This window comes from Pseudoalteromonas sp. T1lg88, from assembly GCF_002964765.1.
GTDB lineage: Bacteria > Pseudomonadota > Gammaproteobacteria > Enterobacterales > Alteromonadaceae > Pseudoalteromonas.
The window spans coordinates 580492-599173 of record NZ_PQCF01000032.1 but is presented as its reverse complement, the minus strand read 5'-3'; the positions used below and the strand labels follow the sequence as shown (position 1 = coordinate 599173).

Annotated in this window: 18 protein-coding genes and 1 pseudogene; 6 read left to right on the top strand and 13 right to left on the bottom strand. The window is 47.3% G+C overall.

Annotated elements, in window-relative coordinates; genetic code table 11:
- Positions 1-75: 75 nt before the first annotated feature.
- From C2M34_RS14280 to C2M34_RS14255, 6 genes are all read right to left on the bottom strand, one after another.
- On the bottom strand, positions 76-468 hold the full coding sequence (locus C2M34_RS14280; protein ID WP_105215952.1) for an MAPEG family protein: 393 nt from the start codon (positions 466-468) through the stop codon (positions 76-78).
- Positions 469-609: 141 nt separating this feature from the next.
- The gene (locus tag C2M34_RS14275; protein ID WP_158677959.1) at positions 610-1335 is read right to left on the bottom strand and encodes an SIMPL domain-containing protein; all 726 of its coding nucleotides are present in this window, start codon (positions 1333-1335) and stop codon (positions 610-612) included.
- Between the two features lie 125 nt (positions 1336-1460).
- Positions 1461-3017 (bottom strand): SulP family inorganic anion transporter, encoded by a 1557-nt coding sequence (locus tag C2M34_RS14270; RefSeq protein ID WP_105259137.1) that lies wholly within the window; start codon positions 3015-3017, stop codon positions 1461-1463.
- A 125-nt stretch (positions 3018-3142) separates the two neighbouring features.
- Positions 3143-3601 carry an Lrp/AsnC family transcriptional regulator gene (locus C2M34_RS14265; RefSeq protein ID WP_105198954.1) on the bottom strand — a complete coding sequence of 153 codons (459 nt, stop codon included), beginning with the start codon at positions 3599-3601 and terminating at the stop codon, positions 3143-3145.
- Between the two features lie 102 nt (positions 3602-3703).
- Positions 3704-4345: an MBL fold metallo-hydrolase gene (locus C2M34_RS14260; RefSeq protein ID WP_105259300.1), complete on the bottom strand. Its 642-nt coding sequence runs from the start codon at positions 4343-4345 to the stop codon at positions 3704-3706.
- Positions 4346-4352: 7 nt separating this feature from the next.
- Positions 4353-6122 carry a M14 family metallopeptidase gene (locus C2M34_RS14255; RefSeq protein ID WP_105259136.1) on the bottom strand — a complete coding sequence of 590 codons (1770 nt, stop codon included), beginning with the start codon at positions 6120-6122 and terminating at the stop codon, positions 4353-4355.
- Positions 6123-6243: 121 nt separating this feature from the next.
- Between C2M34_RS14255 and C2M34_RS14250 the strand changes: the two genes are divergently transcribed.
- Positions 6244-7071, top strand: coding sequence for an SDR family oxidoreductase (locus C2M34_RS14250; RefSeq protein WP_105259135.1), 828 nt, complete (start codon positions 6244-6246; stop codon positions 7069-7071).
- Positions 7072-7128: 57 nt separating this feature from the next.
- Here C2M34_RS14250 and rplT read toward each other — a convergent pair whose 3' ends face one another.
- The 4 genes and pseudogenes from rplT to thrS form a co-directional block, all read right to left on the bottom strand.
- Complete coding sequence (gene rplT, locus C2M34_RS14245; RefSeq protein ID WP_105189760.1) at positions 7129-7488, bottom strand: 50S ribosomal protein L20; 360 nt, start codon at positions 7486-7488, stop codon at positions 7129-7131.
- A gap of 15 nt (positions 7489-7503) precedes the next feature.
- Positions 7504-7704 (bottom strand): 50S ribosomal protein L35, encoded by a 201-nt coding sequence (rpmI, locus tag C2M34_RS14240; RefSeq protein ID WP_022944197.1) that lies wholly within the window; start codon positions 7702-7704, stop codon positions 7504-7506.
- Positions 7705-7912: 208 nt separating this feature from the next.
- Positions 7913-8473: a translation initiation factor IF-3 gene (gene infC, locus C2M34_RS14235; RefSeq protein ID WP_105199099.1), complete on the bottom strand. Its 561-nt coding sequence runs from the start codon at positions 8471-8473 to the stop codon at positions 7913-7915.
- Between the two features lie 63 nt (positions 8474-8536).
- A pseudogene (gene thrS, locus C2M34_RS14230) lies at positions 8537-10446 on the bottom strand (threonine--tRNA ligase).
- Positions 10447-10696: 250 nt separating this feature from the next.
- Between thrS and C2M34_RS14225 the strand changes: the two are divergent.
- From C2M34_RS14225 to C2M34_RS14205, 5 genes are all read left to right on the top strand, one after another.
- Positions 10697-11137: a DUF3010 family protein gene (locus C2M34_RS14225; RefSeq protein WP_105198950.1), complete on the top strand. Its 441-nt coding sequence runs from the start codon at positions 10697-10699 to the stop codon at positions 11135-11137.
- 92 nt (positions 11138-11229) lie between these two features.
- Entirely contained in the window at positions 11230-11769 is a 540-nt protein-coding gene (locus C2M34_RS14220) for a manganese efflux pump MntP (protein ID WP_105259134.1), read from the top strand.
- 435 nt (positions 11770-12204) lie between these two features.
- Entirely contained in the window at positions 12205-13917 is a 1713-nt protein-coding gene (locus C2M34_RS14215; RefSeq protein ID WP_105259133.1) for an AMP-binding protein, read from the top strand.
- Between the two features lie 160 nt (positions 13918-14077).
- Positions 14078-15922: an ABC transporter ATP-binding protein gene (locus C2M34_RS14210; RefSeq protein WP_105215968.1), complete on the top strand. Its 1845-nt coding sequence runs from the start codon at positions 14078-14080 to the stop codon at positions 15920-15922.
- Positions 15923-16041: 119 nt separating this feature from the next.
- Positions 16042-16494, top strand: a complete 453-nt coding sequence (locus C2M34_RS14205) for a hypothetical protein (RefSeq protein WP_105259132.1) — start codon at positions 16042-16044, stop codon at positions 16492-16494.
- 50 nt (positions 16495-16544) lie between these two features.
- Here C2M34_RS14205 and C2M34_RS14200 read toward each other — a convergent pair whose 3' ends face one another.
- The 3 genes from C2M34_RS14200 to C2M34_RS14190 all read right to left on the bottom strand — a co-directional run bounded on the left by C2M34_RS14200 (position 16545) and on the right by C2M34_RS14190 (position 18478).
- Entirely contained in the window at positions 16545-17594 is a 1050-nt protein-coding gene (locus tag C2M34_RS14200; protein WP_105259299.1) for a peptidase M42, read from the bottom strand.
- A 125-nt stretch (positions 17595-17719) separates the two neighbouring features.
- On the bottom strand, positions 17720-18106 hold the full coding sequence (locus tag C2M34_RS14195) for a hypothetical protein (protein WP_105215972.1): 387 nt from the start codon (positions 18104-18106) through the stop codon (positions 17720-17722).
- 159 nt (positions 18107-18265) lie between these two features.
- Positions 18266-18478 (bottom strand): hypothetical protein, encoded by a 213-nt coding sequence (locus tag C2M34_RS14190; RefSeq protein WP_105215974.1) that lies wholly within the window; start codon positions 18476-18478, stop codon positions 18266-18268.
- Between the last annotated feature and the right edge of the window lie 204 nt (positions 18479-18682).

Below are 18682 nucleotides of genomic sequence, written 5' to 3'. Positions count from 1 at the left end.
AATCACGCTTAAGGGCAAGTTTAGACGACAATTTATACTAAGGCTTTGATTTTGCCGAGATAAGGTAGGCAGGATTTAAAGATAAATCCCCAAGGTGGCATCGAGCAGCAAGGACACCGCAGAGATCATTATCACTGAGAAGGTTAACACCATGCTCACTACCCTCACCTTTATGTTTTCATCTAACTGGGAAATGTTGCTGGCATGGATTAGACGTGCAAACACCAAGGTTGCCCCTAGCAAGTGGCTATAATGGCTTGCAAGACCCTGATATTCATTGAAAAATAATAGAAGCAACGCCAGCGGTACATACTCGATAAAGTTACCGTGAGCGCGTACTGCCCTCTGCAGTGCCATGCTGTCGCCGATACCGATAGAGCGGTGGCTACGTCGGCGCTCTTTGACTACGTAAAGGCTAAGTTGCAAATAGACCAGCGCTAAAATGGCGGCATAGATGGAAACAATCACGTCTGCTCTCCTGAGTACATTATCAGGCTAGAAGTTACAGGTAATTGATTTAAAAGAAAAGCGCCGAAGGAAAACTCTTTGGGATTTTACCTTCGGCTTTGACTAGGTTACACAGTCACGCACGGATTTTTATTACCGAGTTTAATTATCGAGTAAAAATACCGCGTTAACCGAGGCACTGACCTTAATTTCGCCAACATTGTACGCTTGCTCGACACCGGGCGCGGCATCTGCACTGACCATCATTTTCATTTCCGCGCGCGGATATGGAATCGGTCTGTCATGGCTCATTACGTTAATGCTGTAAACTTTGCCCACCTTAGTATCAAAGCCATCGGCATAGGTTTTTGCTTTTTGCTTGGCATCACTAAAGGCTTGCTGTTGCGCTTGGTTATACAGTTCGTCGTAATTACTCAAACCAAAATGCGACTGCCCTACCTGGTTGGCCCCTTGCTGTACCAACAACTGCAAAACCGATGCATAGTTATCGATTTGGCGCAGAATAACACTGACGTTACGGCTGACTTCATAGCCGTCGAACTCATTGGTTTGTGTATCGCGGTTATAGCGGGTTTTGCTGTGAATGCCCAATTGGCTGGCATGAATATCCTTACTTTCAATACCCAGCTCTTTTAACGCCATGATCATGTTTGCCAGCTTTCTGTCGGCGGCACTTTTGGCCTCCAGCACATCCATGCTTTGCTCATTAACGCTCAGATTAATGGTTACCTTATCTGGCGTGGCCCACACTTCACCCACGCCGCGAACCTGTAAATGGGGCTCGTCGGGAATGGTTTGCGCCTGTACAGCGAAGGCTCCACCAAGGGCCAAAGAGGAAGTCAGTAACACCGAAAGTAGTTGTTTCATAGTCGTACCCATTATTGAAGAATTAACATAAGTCTATGTATAGACTAGTTAATTGCAACTGAATAAAAAAGGCCAGCGAAATGCTGGCCTAAAATTATGGGTTCAATTGGGTTAGTGAATTGGTATTAACCCAGCTCATCCGAAGCAACACGGTATTTAGGGTCTTCAATTACATTGATTTCCACAAGATCCCGTGCTTTACGCAGCAATTCCTTACAGTCGGCACTAACATGGCGCAGATGCAAGGTTTTACCTGCCTTGGTGTATTTATCCGCCAAGGTGTCTATGGCTTCGATGGCACTGTGATCCGCAACGCGACTGTGTTTAAACTCTACAATAACGTCTTTAGGGTCGTTTTTAATGTCGAATAGCTCTAAGAAGTTCTTCGCCGATCCGAAGAACAAGGGGCCATGTAGCTCATAGACCTTAGAGCCCTGCTCATCGATATAGCTCTCGGTGTAGATATGTTTCGCATGTTGCCAGGCAAATACCAGGGCCGACACAATAATACCTACGCACACGGCAATGGCCAGATCCGTCGCTACCGTTACCGCACTTACTAAGAAGATAACGAAGGCATCGGATTTAGGTACCTTGCGCATAATACGGAAACTTGACCATTCAAAGGTGCCGATAACCACCATAAACATGACGCCAACAAGTGCTGCCAGTGGGATCATTTCAATGTAGCTGGCGGCAAATAGGATAAATACCAATAGCAATAATGCCGCGGTAATACCGGATAAACGGCTACGACCACCGGAATTAATATTGATCATCGACTGACCTATCATGGCACAGCCGCCCATGGCACCGAAGAAACCACAGGTTACGTTTGCCGCGCCCTGGCCTACACATTCTTTATTACTTTGACCGCGGGTATCGGTAATTTCATCGATCAGGGTCAAGGTCAGCAGTGATTCAATTAAACCTATGGCCGCTAAGATCACCGCGTAAGGCAGGATGATTTTCAGGGTTTCAAGGTTAAATGGTACTTGAGGAATATGGAACTCAGGGAAACCGCCGGCTATGGTTGCAGTGCTATCACCCGTCATATCTTTTACAAAGTCGATAACGGTACGCGCTTCAAGGTCTAAACCTAGCACCAGGCCGGTTACCACTAAAATAGCGGCCAGGCTCGATGGAATAGCCGTTGTCAACTTAGGGAGGAAATGAATAATGGCCATGGTTAAGGCAACCAGGCCTAGCATGGTATAAAGCAGTTCGCCTTGCATCCAGTTCATTTGGCCATCGTCGCCCAACACCTTAAACTGCCCCAGTTGGGCAAGAAAAATGACGATCGCCAAGCCGTTTACAAAGCCGAGCATGACCGGGTGCGGCACCATACGAATAAATTTGCCGAGCTTAAACACGCCCGCCAGTATCTGCAATATACCCATCAAGAGCACGGTCGCAAACAGGTATTCGACACCATGGGTGATAACCAAAGAGGTCATAACCACGGCCAAGGCGCCGGTTGCGCCGGAGATCATACCCGGACGGCCACCGATCAGTGAGGTGATAAGACCTACAATAAAGGCGGCATACAAGCCGACAAGGGGGTCAACCTGAGCTACAAAGGCAAAGGCCACGGCTTCGGGTACCAATGCCAAGGCAACGGTTAATCCCGATAGGATATCGTTTTTAGCAGAGCTAGGTGCTTTGCTGAGTAAGTTAAACATTCATTCCTCGTTTGCGGTGCGATTAGAAACAAGCTGCGAAAGGGGTGCAGATTCTAGCAAAAAGCAGAGAAATTAACAATTCAGCAAAGAGTTAGGCGACCGTTTTGGCCGCCTATAAAATACATTTATAAGGGTAAAGAGGTAGAGCGTTTTACGCAGGTCATGGTGACGTTGGAGTGTACCTCTTGCACATAAGGCAGATTGAGCAAATTATCGCGAACAAATAGCTCATAACCTTCAATACCCTTAGAGATGATGCGCAGCATAAAGTCCATGGTGCCAGCCATGGTGTAACACTCGGTCACCTCGTCATAGCTCATGATCAATTCTTCAAATTGCGCCAGTTGATCGCGACCGTGATTGGATAAACGAACATGGGCATACACCAGCATATCGAAGCCGAGCTTCTTCTCATCGAGTAAAGCTACTTTGCCCTTGATATAGCCTTCTTGCTCTAAACGGGCAATTCGGCGCCAACAAGGCGATTGCGAAAGGCCGACCTGATCGGCTATTTCCGCGGTAGAGAGGCTGGCATCTTGCTGCAGCAGTGCCAGTATCTGGCGATCAACTTGATTTAATGACATTGATTTTTCTTATTCTTTCGTTAATTAGGTAAAATTATACACAATCCATCCGGGATCGTCCTGCTTTTTTAACCCGAACTCCGAGTTAGTAAAGCCATCAGCTTAGCCAAAACGACCACTGATAAAAGGGTTAGTGGCACGTTCGTGACCCACGGTGGTATTTTCACCGTGACCGCTTAAGATGACAAAATCATCGTCCAAAGACAATACCTGACTTTTGATAGAAGCTATCAAGGTCGGAGCATCGCCCCTAGGAAAGTCGGTGCGCCCTATCGAACCTTTAAAGATCACATCCCCTACCAGCACCTGTTTTTGCGTTTGTTCAACAAAAATAACATGGCCGGGTGTATGTCCTGGGCAATGGCGTACCTCAAAACTGAGCTCGCCTAAGGTCAAGGTGTCGCCGTGACTTAACCATTTCGTCGGCCAAAATGCCGGACGAGGTGCAAAGCCAAACATCTGCGCCTGCTGTGGCAGTGCATCGAACCAAAACTTTTCTTCTATATGCGGGCCGATAATATCAAGGTTGTAAGCCTTAGCCAGCTCATCGGCTGCTCCTACATGATCCAGGTGACCATGAGTTAGCCAAATGGCCTCGGGCACAAGTTCGTGCTCATTCAAGGTGGCAACTATTTTTTGTGCGTCACCACCTGGGTCGACAATAGCCGCCTTGTTGCTGCTGGTACACACCAAAATACGGCAATTTTGCTGAAATGGTGTCACCGGCACAGTAAGTATCTTTATGGTCATATTAGTACTGCATCAATATGGGGTAATTCAAATATTGCTGATCATAATACGGGCTTTGCGCATAAAGCCAAGCGCGGCGTGCTTTAGCATCCTCGGCAAAGCTCGAGTCTTTTAGCTTTTGTTCATAGCTTTCCTTGATGTCCTCATTGTTTAACAACATCTGCTCTGCATAGGGAGCCAAGGCATAGTTCTCAACATACTCGGTGCGCTGAAACAGGCTATGGAAAAAGCCCCACTGTAACAAAGAGTCTGGCGCTTGCGGGTGCAATAGATGCGTGGCGAGCAAGCCAAGCGTTTGATCTGTATCTACTTTTAGCCAATGCTCATCGACCATGACATTCACCTCTGTATATTCCATTGTCGGCGTCACTCTAAAGCGCCCTTCAAATGGCGCCTTGGCAAACTCGTGGCTGCCTATGCGCCCTTGGTGCAGGGTAAGTGTTACGGGTGTTGATATGGCTTCTGTTTTCACCCCTTGAATGTTCAGCACATCTAAAACTTGCGCATATTGGCGAGGAATATGAAAGGCCTTGGGGACAGCAACCTTGGTTTTAACTTCTTTTTGCCAGTAAATAGGCAAACTCGGATAATCGTGCGCCTCGCCTAGGTAGCGAACCTCATGGGCTTGGGTGGTTTTGCTGTGATAGCGCTCGTAGGCTATGCCCTTAAAACTAATATAGTCCGGCTCGCTGGCATAAGCGCGCTCAACGACCAGCTCTTTGTAGTTATCCTTAATTGAAGCAGTGACCGCCTGGTTAAGTTGTTTACCATGCTTTGCTAAGGCTTCAATTGCGCCGTCTAAGAGCACATAGGTGCCAAGCACCCTTTGTCTATAGGGCTTTAATGAATGGTTCTCAACCAATATGGTGGGCAGGTGACGCAACTCTCCCCAGCCGTTAGAGTATCGAGGCCCAGCCACCCAACCGGCCAGACCCTTTGAAAATTCCATTTTATCCATCACAAACACCAAAGGACCGGGCATATGCCCCTGTTGTTCGAGCCTGGCATTGATAATGGGCGCCACCCACTTGTCCAAAGCCTGTGTTACCTTGGGCGTGCTACTTGCAAAGCTTGGGTTATAGCCATAGGTGATATCGTATTGATAGTCGGCGCCGTCGGTCACATGCACATCTATGTATAAATCCGGCTGATAGGCATTAACGACATGGGCGATGGCGCGAACACCCGGGGTGTCTAACTTGGTGTAGTCGCGGTTTAAATTAAGGTTTTGGCCATTGGTACGAAAGCCCATAATGCGTGGGCCTCTTTGGTTAATGCGATTAAAGGCGCTGCGGCGCTCATGACCATCGACATTGAGAATGGGGATAAACAGCAGATTAACCTGTTTTAATATATCGGGACGTTTGCCATTGGCAATATCGCGAAGCAGCATAAAGCCGGCGTCTTTGCCGTCTATCTCGCCACTGTGTATGCCCGCTTGAATCAGCAAGGTGGGTTTGCTGTCAGCTACAAGCTGCTCGGCGGAGGTCAACCCATGCTCAGTGGCAATGAGCATGCGAATATCACGCCCGGCATCGCTTTTACCTATGCTCACAGTATGAAACTGAGCGCTATTTGCCTTTGTCAGCTGAGCTAAATACGTCATGGTGTCTTTATAATTTGGTGAGTCGACACCACCTGAGCGTTCAAAGTCGGTTAGTAAGGGGCCCTGGGTTTGCATCAGGGTTTCACTCTTTCCTTGCCAGGGGATCAATGGCGGCAGATGCGCATCTTGGCTCAGGGCGGCACTAAGCAATAAAGAGGTTAGCATAATAAGCTCTTGTTATTCTTATAAGTGGGTTTGAGTATAACAAGGTTAAACAAACACTGGCGAGGGCTGCGATGAAATGCTAGTTTGCCTACAAACCAGCGAATAATCATTACATTAGACTATGAAAACCATACTTATCACCGGCTGCTCCAGCGGCATTGGCTATTATTGTGCACAGCAATTGCAAAAGCGTGGCTATAAGGTTATTGCCAGTTGTCGTGCCCAAGAGGATGTAGATAAACTCAATGCAGAGGGTATAACCTGCGTGCAGCTTGATTACACAGATACGCAATCAATAGAAAAAGGCCTGCAAGAGGCACTCACCCTCTGCGGCGGTAAACTCGATGCGCTCTTTAATAATGGCGCCTATGGTCAGCCCGGCGCCGTAGAAGACTTACCCGTAGAGGCGCTACGCAAGCAATTTGAAACCAATGTCTTTGGCTGGCACCACCTTACCCAGTTGGCCTGTAAAATGATGCGTCAACAAGGCCATGGCCGCATTATTCAAAACTCCTCGGTGTTGGGCTTGGTGACCTTACCCTATCGCGGCGCTTACAACGCCAGTAAGTTTGCCTTGGAAGGTCTCACAGATACCCTACGCTTGGAGCTCAAAGGCAGCGGTGTCCATGTATCTTTGATTGAGCCCGGACCCATCACCTCGAAATTTCGTGATAATGCCCTGCAGGCTTTTTTAACCTCGGGTATCAATATTGAAACCAGTGCGCATAAGGAAAACTATTTGGCACAACAGCGTCGGCTGGAATCGGCCACTGGGCCGCAACCTTTTACATTAGGCCCGGAGGCTGTTTACAAGCGCTTGGTGCACGCCTTGGAGTCGCAACGACCACAGGCAAGGTATTATGTCACTACCCCAACCTATTTATTCGGCTTTTTAAGAAGAATCTTGCCCATTAGCTGGATGGACTGGGTGTTAACTAAATCCCGTTAACAGGAATTGCAGGCAATAAAAAAGGAGCCTATTGGCTCCTTTCTCTGCTAGCACAAATTAAGCTTCTAGGCCTTCTTTAGCCTTAGCTACTAGTGCCGCGAAAGCAGTTTGGTCATAAACAGCGATGTCTGCAAGGATCTTACGGTCGATCTCTACAGAAGTCTTCTTAAGACCGTTGATGAAACGGCTGTAAGACAAACCATTTTGACGAGCTGCAGCGTTGATACGAGCAATCCATAGTTGACGGAAAGTACGTTTCTTCGCACGACGGTCACGGTAAGCGTATTGACCCGCTTTAGTAACCGCTTGGAAAGCTACGCGGTAAACACGTGAACGTGCACCGTAGTAACCTTTAGCTTGCTTTAAAACTTTCTTGTGACGTGCGCGCGCGATAGTACCGCGTTTTACTCTTGCCATTATTCTATACCCCTATTAAGCGAATGGTAACATACGAGAAACTAAGCCGTGGTCGTTCTTGTGAACCATTAGCTTAGGACGTAGGTGAAGCTTACGCTTAGAGGTTTTCTTGGTCAGAATGTGACGAAGGTGCGCTTGTTTACGCTTAAAACCGCCAGAAGCAGTTTTCTTGAAGCGCTTAGCGGCGCCACGGTGTGTTTTTAGCTTATAAGCCATTGCAATAACTCCAATTGATATTGCTTAAATTTAGCAAGCAGGCGTCCAGCTTACACTGACACTTTATTGGCCTAACTTACTCCCAAAACCGGTGAAGGGACTTAAAAAGCCCCTTACTTTCAACCGGATAGATACAGGTGCTAAATAAATTACCAAGGCAATTTAGCTAGCTTGTAAACCTGCACTAAATCTTAAGCCGCGCAGTATACTATTTTTTAGCCACTGGCGCTAGCATCATAATCATTTGACGACCTTCGACTTTCTTAGGGAAAGACTCGCAGGTTGCCAAATCTTCTAAATCGTTTTTAATGCGATTTAAAAGTTCGATACCAATTTCTTGGTGGGCCATTTCACGGCCACGGAAGCGGATAGTTACTTTCGCTTTGTCACCCGCTTCTAAGAACTTACGAAGGTTGCGCAATTTAACCTGGTAGTCACCAATGTCAGTACCCGGACGGAACTTGATTTCCTTAATCTGGATTTGCTTTTGCTTCTTCTTCTGTTCTTTTTGTGCCTTGCTCTTTTCGAAAATGAACTTACCGTAGTCCATAACCTTACAAACAGGTGGCTCAGCATTAGGGCTGATCTCAACGAGATCGACACCAGCTTCTTCCGCCAATGACAACGCTTCACTCAAAGACACAATGCCTGCTTGCTCACCGTCAAAGCCAATTAGTCGAACTTCTTTTGCCGTGATGTCTTCGTTAATACGATTTTTTTGAGTCGTTTGTTGACTCTTTTTTCCGCCTCTAATGGTACGTTCCTCCAAGAATATTAAAAACAAAAAAGGGTGTCACCTTCAGTATTTGGCACACCCTTTTTCAATCACAGACTAACGTCTATTCTTAATTTCGTCTGCGATTTTTGTAATAAAGTCATCGACTTTAAACTTGCCCAGGTCTTCACCTGTACGTGTCCTTACCGCGACTTCCTGTTCTTCAACTTCTTTGTCGCCAACTACTAACAGGTAAGGAATACGTTTTAAAGTATGTTCGCGAATTTTAAAGCCAATTTTCTCATTTCTCAAGTCGGCTGCAGCACGAATACCCAGTTTATTTAATTTTTGTACAACTTCTTGCACATAATCGGCCTGCTTATCGGTAATATTCATCAATACTACCTGCTTTGGCGCCAACCAGGTTGGGAATAATCCCGCGTATTCTTCGGTCAAAATACCGATGAAGCGCTCGATTGAACCCAAAATCGCGCGGTGGATCATTACTGGAGTGCGACGTTCGTTGTTTTCAGCAACGTAAGTTGCGCCCAAACGACCCGGCAACATAAAGTCTAGCTGCACCGTACCACATTGCCATGCGCGTTCCAAACAATCGTATAAAGTAAATTCGATTTTTGGCCCGTAGAAGGCGCCCTCGCCTGGCAGGTATTCAAACTCTATATCCTTGTCCATGAGCGCCTGCGCCAGCGCTTGTTCGGCACGACCCCAAAGCGCATCTTCACCGATACGTTGCTCTGGACGTGTCGACAGCTTAACCACGATTTTTTCAAAGCCGAAAGTTGAGTAAGTGTCGTAAACCATGTCGATACAGGCCGCTACTTCATCCAGGATCTGCTCTTCGGTACAGAAGATATGGGCATCATCCTGAGTAAAGCCGCGTACACGCATCAAACCGTGCAGTGCACCCGATGGCTCATTACGGTGACAACAACCGAATTCGGCCATGCGCAGTGGCAGGTCGCGGTATGATTTTAAACCCTGGTTAAAGATTTGTACGTGACCTGGGCAGTTCATAGGTTTAATAGCGTACTCGCGCTTTTCAGACTCGGTAGTAAACATGGCGTCGCCATATTGTCCCAGTGACCTGATTTTTCCCACAGTACACGGTCCATCATCAATGGGCCTTTAACTTCTTCGTAATCGTACTCGCGTAACTTCTCACGAACGAAATCTTCTAGCTCGCGATAAATGCTCCAGCCGTCGTTATGCCAAAACACCATGCCCGGCGCTTCTTCTTGCCAGTGCCATAGGTCAAGTGCTTTACCGATTTTACGGTGGTCACGTTTTTCGGCTTCTTCTAAACGTTGCAAATACGCTTTAAGTTGCTTTTTATCGCCCCACGCGGTGCCGTAGATACGTTGCAGCATCTTGTTTTCTGAATCGCCACGCCAGTATGCGCCGGCTACCTTCATCAGTTTGAAGTGCTGACAGAAAGACATGTTAGGTACGTGCGGGCCACGACACATGTCAACATACTCTTCGTGATGGTATAGGCCAGGACGGTCATCTTTTGAGATATTTTCGTCAAGGATTTCCATCTTGTAGGTTTCGCCACGTGCAGCAAAGGCATCGCGGGCTTCTTGCCAGCTGACAACCTTTTTAACTACATCGTATTTGGTTTTTGCAAGCTCAAGCATGCGCTTTTCCAGCGCTTCAAGATCTTCTTGCGTCAGCGAGTGCTCCATATCGACATCGTAATAAAAGCCGTTGTCGATTGTCGGACCTATGGCCATTTTGGCGTCCGGGTAAAGCTGTTTAATGGCATGACCAATAAGGTGAGCACAAGAGTGGCGAATAATTTCTAAACCATCTTCATCTTTGGCGGTGATAATCTCTAAACGCGCATCTTCGGTTATAAGGTCACAGGCATCAACGCGCTCGCCGTTTACACGGCCGGCAATGGTTGCTTTCGCAAGACCTGGGCCGATATCAAAGGCCACATCCATTGTTGAGACTGGGTTATCAAAAATACGCTGACTACCGTCAGGAAGAGTAATTACAGGCATGTTTAATCCTTTTACAGTGGTGACACCTACGCCGCGCCACATGTAGTAAGTTATATTTAATCGATTTAATTCATAATCAACGCTTATACCAACAAGCATTGCGATGATGTTGTTGCGCCTGAGTATGAGCGCAAGCGGCTATTCTCGCGTGCCCTGCATACAAATTCAAGGTTCAAGGAATAATTTTATTCCATTGTTTTTACACCATCTCTGATATACTAGAGGCCATTGAATACAAAGGCGATATAACATGAATACCTGTGGTGTAGAAATTAAAGGCAGCGAAGTGCTGCTGTGCTTATTATCAAAAGACAATGACGTTTTCGACATTCGCGACGTACGACAAACACGTTTTGTACTCAGTGACGCCGACGACACGGAACAAGTACAAAAGTTTTACCGCGATTTTAAAAAGCTGATGGAAGACTATGGCGTTGATTCAATCGCCATTAAAGGTCGTCCACAAAAGGGCAAGTTCGCCGGTGGTGCCGTTGGTTTTAAAATGGAAACGGCGCTGCAGCTTATTCCCGACCTAGATGTGTGTGTTCTTAATGCCACCACCATGAAAGAGCAATTAAAGCGCAACCCTGTTCCTATCGATTTTGAAGAAACTGGCTTAAAGAAATTCCAAGAACAAGCATTTATCACAGCTTATGTGTATATAATGCAGCGCACCTACGCCAAGGATTAAGCGCCAAGAATTACATGCTACTAGGTCGCTTTTTCAAGCGGCCTTTTTTATGTTGCTCACTCTTTTTTAAATCAACGATAGCGAGCTCTCTTATGATTGAAGTTTTTATCTTAGCCGTGGCCCTAAGCATGGACGCGTTCGCAGTATCCATCGGGCTTGGCTCAAAACACACCAGCTTAACGCGCTCGTTGGCACTCAAAGCCGGTGTGTATTTTGGTTTGTTCCAAGGCTTTATGCCGTTAATTGGTTATCTCGGTGGTAAAGGCGTGCTGGGCTGGGTGGACGCCTATGCTCATTGGATAGCCTTTGGCTTATTACTGCTTATCGGCGCAAAAATGATTTTTGAAGCCCTCAGTGAAGGCATCGAAGAAGATATAGCGCAAATCACCCATAAGGTGTTGTTGTTACTGGCCATAGCTACAAGCATTGATGCCATGGCTGCGGGTTTTACCTTAACCCTGCTAGATGTGCACCCCTTGTTGGCTTGTGCAATTATCGGGGCAGTCACCCTGGTATTTAGTTTTGTCGGCGTATTTGTTGGTGCCCGCAGCGGCACCTGGTTAGAAAGCAAAGCAGAATTACTCGGCGGTGTGGTCTTGATCCTTATCGGATTTAAAATCCTCCTTTTCTAACACTCGTCTAGCTCCTTATTACAGAATAACCAATAGGGTCCGGGCAAATTTGCGCCGGGCCCACTCCCCCTTCTTTATAATACCAATTCACTTACGGGCTAAATATCATGCTAACGGCGTTGGTATTTTTCTATGTAGAATAACTACATAAGAAAAATAACGCCTTGTTATCATATCATTTAACCAGCGCTACCTCTGATCTCATACTTAACAGAATTGGTATAAGCGTCTAGCTTGCCCACACACTAGATTTTTCAATTCATTACTCTTGCCCTACTTACCTAAACTCCCCACTCTTTGTCGACACCTATCTACACCTTTAGTCGAATCTGCAGGGTTAATCGTCTTTTTTAATGGCATGTGTCGACAATCTATGTTTGAGTAGTTGCTAAGAATTGATTGAGTAAAATTCACTTTGCGCCAAGGAGGCACAGTATGCCCACGCATTTAAACCAGCAATTTCCTCTTACTCACAGCGCGTATCAAGGCACCAGCCAAATTAGCCTTAGCGAGCAGACAATAGGCGGTTACCTGCAAGGTATTGTCGACACCTATGAGGATAAAGAAGCCATAGTCTTTTGCCACCAAGACATACGATGGAGCTATAAACGTTACCTTGAAGAAATAGAGCGGGTCGCCACCGGCCTATTGGCATTAGGCGTACAGCCCGGAGACAGGGTCGGCATTTGGTCCCCGAATAATATCGAATGGTCACTGATCCAAATGGCGACGGCGAAAATCGGCGCCATTATGGTGTGCCTAAACCCGGCTTACCGCCCTCACGAACTGGAATTTGCCATCAATAACGTTGAGGTGAAATTTCTGGTCATGGCGCAGCAGTTTAAGGCATCAAATTATGTCGAAATGCTGTATCAGTTAGCGCCAGAGTTAAAAGAGCCTAACCACCAAGGGCCAATTGCTAAACTGCCTTCATTGATTAAGGTAGTCAGTATAGGTGAGCAAGAGCTCCCCGGTATGCTGCCCTTTGCCCAGTTACAGAATTTAGGCCGAGATCAGCATTATAAGCAGATGCAGGAAATCGCAACGCTGCTCAGCCCGGATGACGCCATCAATATTCAGTTTACCTCGGGCACTACGGGCAACCCAAAAGGCGCGACCCTAAGCCATAGAAATATATTGAATAACGGCTTGCTCGTTGCGCGTGCCATGCACTTTAACGAAAACGACCGCCTGTGCATTCCTGTGCCCTTGTACCACTGTTTTGGCATGGTGCTCGGCAACCTGGTCTGTGTTGCTAGTGGCGCCTGCGCCATCTTCCCTAGCCTGTCGTTTGAACCCCTGACCACGCTAAAAGTTGTTGAGCAGGAGCGCTGCACCGCCTTACATGGTGTGCCTACCATGTTTATTGCGCAATTAGAGCTCCCGGAATTTTCTCAGTTTGACCTTTCTACTCTGCGTACCGGGGTCATGGCTGGCGCCACCTGCCCGCAGGAATTGATGCGCAAGGTGCACAGTGAATTTAATATGACACAAGTACTGATTGGCTATGGACAAACCGAATGCAGCCCCATTAATCATATTACCGAGATGGACTCTCCTATAGAGAAGCAGGTGGAAACCGTAGGCCGGGCCATGGCGCACACCGAAGTGAAAATTATCGATGAGCGCGGCGACGTTGCAGCCATTGGCACGGCCGGGGAAATATGTGCCCGCGGCTATTGCGTAATGCAGGGTTACTGGGGTGATGAAGCGAAAACTAAGGCCACCATAGACGCACAAGGCTGGCTGCACTCAGGCGATCTTGGAGTTATGGACGAGCAAGGCTATGTCACCATAGTGGGTCGTATCAAGGACATGATCATACGTGGCGGTGAAAACATCTACCCGCGCGAAATTGAAGAGCTGTTATACCTTAACGAGGCAATCAGTGATGCCGCCGTATTTGGTATTCCCGATGATAAGTTCGGCGAGCAGGTGTGCCTGTGGCTTAAATTAAAAGATGGCCATTTCCTCAACGAGCAACAGGTGCGTGACTATCTTAAAGAACACTTGGCTTACTTTAAAATTCCCAAATACATTGAAATCGTCGACGAATACCCAATGACGGTGACCGGTAAACTACAAAAATTCAAAATGCGTGAACAAATGATTGCTAAGCTCGAAGCAGAGCAAGCATTAGCGGTATAAGCCCGAAGGCCCCAGCACAGGGGCCTTTGTTATGATCCAAGTAACATTAATTAATCCCCTAAGCCGCACACTGTTGCCGAATTGCCACGCGCTATGGCTAGGCAGCTCTTTTTAAAGCCGCTACACTGCGCCATTAACAGTATTAGTTGTTTATGGTCTTATGTTTGCATTTTTTGAAAAGCTAACCCGCCCCTTCCCCGAGCGCAGCACACAAGCGCCACCTAAAGGCTTGCTGGCATTTTGTCGTTATTACACCCGAGGAATGGAATGGCCGCTGGCGGTTATGTCTATCAGTGCCGCACTTTTAGCTGTAATTGAGGTATCGCTATTTAGCTTTATGGGTCAGCTGGTTGATTGGCTCAATCAGACCACACCACAGCAGCTGTTCGCCAAAGACAGCGGCAAACTCTGGTTTATGGGTATTTTGACCTTGATCATCTTGCCCATACTGGTGTTTGTTCATTCCGCCGTATTGCATCAGGCTCTACTTGGCAATTATCCCATGTCGATCCGCTGGCTAGCGCACCGCTATTTGTTGCGCCAAAGCATGAGCTTTTATCAGGATGACTTTGCCGGACGTATCGCTACCAAGGTAATGCAAACATCCCTGGCGGTACGGGAAACCGTGATCAAGCTGTTAGATGTTGCCGTCTATATTCTGGTTTATTTTACTGCCATGCTGCTGTTTATTGGCCAGGCAGACTGGCGCCTGACAGCGCCCATGTTGCTCTGGCTGGTAGGCTACGCCTGTATTCAACGCTATTTTATTCCTCGTTTAAAGCGCGTTGCCGAGGAGCAAGCAGAGGCGCGTTCGCAAATGACAGGCCGTATCGTTGACAGCTACACCAATATTTCCACCATTAAGCTGTTTTCCCACTCATCGAAAGAAGAGCGCTACGCCAAGGAGTCGATGGAGCTGTTTTTAGATCCCGTTTATCGCCAAATGCGTTTGGCGACAGGCCTTCAAGTGAGCGTGCAAGTGCTCAACTATACCTTAGTGGCTATTACGGCGGCGCTGTCTATTTACTTGTGGTCTTTAAGTGCTATCAGCGTTGGCGCCATTGCTATCGCCGTGAGCCTGGCCCTGCGTCTAAACGGTATGGCTCAGTGGATCATGTGGGAAATAAGCGCCTTATTTGAAAATATAGGTACGGTAGCCGATGGCATGAGTACCCTGACCAAACCCATCGCCATTGAAGATAAACGCGATGCCAAGGCACTTGAAGTAACATCCGGTGCTATTAGCTTTAGCAATATTAGTTTTAACTATGGCAAGGCCCAGCAGGATGAACAACACAGTGTCTTGGCTGGGTTGGATTTGCATATTCGCGCAGGAGAAAAGGTCGGTGTGGTTGGACGCTCAGGCGCCGGTAAATCCACTTTGGTTAACCTTTTGCTGCGCTTTTACGATGTTGAGCAAGGCTCCATCAGCATCGACAATCAAGCAATAGATGGCGTCACTCAGGAGAGTCTGCGCCAGCATATCGCCATGGTGTCACAAGACACCGCCCTATTGCACCGCAGCGTGCGTGAAAATATCGGCTATGGTCTGGCCGATGCCAGCGATGAGCAGATCATCAATGCGGCAAAACAAGCCAAGGCCTGGGAATTTATCGAAGAGCTTGAAGATAGCAAGGGCAACAAGGGGCTTGACGCTCAAGTGGGCGAGCGCGGGGTTAAACTCTCAGGCGGTCAGCGCCAGCGTATCGCCATTGCCCGAGTGCTGTTAAAAGACGCGCCGATATTGGTGCTCGATGAGGCCACCTCGGCACTCGACTCAGAGGTCGAAGCGGCCATTCAGGCCAGTTTAGATACCCTGATGCAGGATAAAACCGTAATAGCCATTGCTCACCGTTTGTCGACCATAGCGCAAATGGATCGCCTGGTAGTGATGGATAAGGGTCACATCGTTGAACAAGGCACGCATCAGGAGTTGATCGCTGCAGGCGGCATTTATGCCCAGCTCTGGGCCCATCAAACCGGTGGCTTTATTGGTACCGAATAACGAATATTAAGACCTCGCTTAGGCGAGGTTTTTATACACTTGATTAGACAGACGAAATAAACAGAACTAGTTTTATTAGCTCAAGTTGCAATATCGCAACCTGTAACGAGGAGCTTACTATGTATAAGAACTTATTTATAGGAGCGTTGTTTTGTGTTTTTAGTTTGCTGTCTATTCAAGTCGTACACGCCGAAGATAATGAGCCGCCTTTTATTGGCGGCAATTACTGGGAAGTTACAGGGATTAAAATAGCCGATGGAGCAGGATTAAAGTATGCGAAGTGGTTGGCGTCCGAGTGGCGTAAAAGCTCTGACTTCGCCGTAGAGCAAGGCTGGATCAGCAGCTATTCCATTGTCAAAAATGTTCATCCAAGAGCAGACGAACCCGATCTCTACATAGTACGGGTTTTTGAAAATATGGCTTCGGTTGCCGAGAATGAAAAGCGCCGTGAAGCCTACTTCCAATGGGTGCAGAAGAGCATGGAAAAGATGCAAGAAGAAAGTGGTAATCGTGCAGAATATCGCACCATTATGAGCACTTATTTATTGCAGGAAATGAAGTTTAGGCAATGACTAAAAGCAAGCAGAGTCCTTAGACTGGCTCTGCTTGCTCCTCACCCCGCCTATTCCTGTGACAAGGCACACAAAAGAGATAAGAAGGTTTCAACTGACTCCACGGACGCCGACTCCGACATGGTGTGATAACCGGTCGAGGGGATCTGAATCGTAGTGCCGTCCACTAACCCGTTGGAAGCCGCGATGATACGCCCTAACTCGGTGCTGCCAATGGATCTTGGCTCCTCACCTTGGGCAACTAGCTGCTCATTTATGGCTTCCATATATTTGTCTTTATACAAGTAGCTTATATTCTGTTGCTCACAAAGCTGCTGCACCATTTGCGTTGCCTCGCTGTTGAAAGCCGCGTTGGCGTCTTTATTTCTGAGCACCAGTTGTTGATTGTCTGCTGCGTCCACATCAGGAAATGGACTGGTATCAACCACAAACAGGCGGTTTGTAGAGCCGCCAAAACGACGGAACCACTCAAGCAAATAGCACCAGCTCTTGCCCGCTTCTTCCTGTGCGGTAAAAAACGCCGTGCCCTGAAAGCCAAGACTAAACATATGTACCAAGGCCGCCGCACATAAGACGTTGTCGAGCTGCCCGTAAAGTCGCTGCTCCTGTATTTTCAATTTATCTTTAAAGGCCACGGGCGTACCGGCAACCAGGCCTTCTAAGCCGTCAATTTCAAAGATCAGGTTATTGCGATACTCGCAGATGTAGGCATTGGTGATCACGCCACTGCCACGATACGCGCCGGACCAGGGTTCATAGGCATACACGGGTTCATTTTGAAAGCGCTCGGTGATCTTGGTCATCAGCTCTTCGGATACCGAGTTATTTAATAAATCCGTACGATTAGCGGAGATAAAGGCCGCGTATTGAAACTCATTGGGGCCAGTGCAGATCAGGCCATGCCTGTCGATATGGGCGGAAAACATGGTGCTAAAAGGCTTGCTCCCCTGGGCTACCAATAAACCTTCATACCAGGTTACATGCGCGCCGCGCTCTTCTAACTCCCTTTGTAACACCCTAAAAAATGAATGCTCAGCACCAACCACGCTGGGCTGACGGATAATGGTTTTTAGCAGATCAAAGAACTCATTGTTTAACATAACCACCTGACTCTGTAAGCGCTCTATAAGCAAAAGTTAATTGGGTCCATTCCCAACTAGCGAAGCTAGAACAGCTCTAGTTTAGAGTCAATCAATTTCACTCTAGGCACTGATTTGCTTGGCTATTAATTTACATTTTTGAATTCAAACGAGGTATAAAATGGCTGACTGTCGGGCGTGTATGACAAGGAACTTGCCATAACATCTGCAAAACATTCGGAAAACTTGCTGCTACCCTGATGCCACGAATTGATCACCTGCCCCGAGGCGTCAATTTGCACCACAACCGTAAACTTGATGGGAATTGAGCTTGTTTCCCGTAAACAATGAGGAAATGCCGAAGATGCAAGCTTACCTTGTGCCTGAACTAAGCGCTCGGCTTCATTTGCCGACATAGAAGCCTCTATGTTATCTGCGCGGGATTTTGCCTGTTCAAAGCTAAGCGGTTCGGCCGATGCCAACGAAGAGAGGGTTGCGGCCATGGGGGCCAGCAGGTAAAACGCGTATTTCATTGTTGAGTCCTTTCTATTATAAAAAACTCCCCTGTTAGGGGAGTCATTGCCTGGGTCGCTAAATAAGTATTTTAGACCAAGCGGGCATTTTAGCGACCTAGGTCGCTGGTGGCTTAAGGTACAATTCCTTGCTCTTACCTCGACGCTACCTTGTCTTTTTTACGCTGCCTGTTGTGCCAACAAGAGCCGATTCAGTTTCTTAAGCTGCAAAATCGCCATTGCACCAACGACAAGACCTGCCGCACCGAGGGCGATAATGAACATGCCTCGGCTATCACTGGCGTTAGGTGTCGCCAATAACGTTGCCAAGCCAGAAAATGATAGTAAGAATGTACTTAGGATCAGTAACAGCGTAGATGGGATAACTTTCATAATAATTCCTTGTTAATCGTTTTATATTTTTATTATGTTAATGCTGTACCAGGAAATAGGCATAGTCCGCCAACGTGTTTCCCTGCATATTCACTACTTCTATTGATAACAGATAGTTACAACCTTTACTAGGGTAGACTCAATCCGCCTACTTGGATAGTAAAGCAGCTTCATAGTGGCAAATTAAATAAACGCACAAGTTTA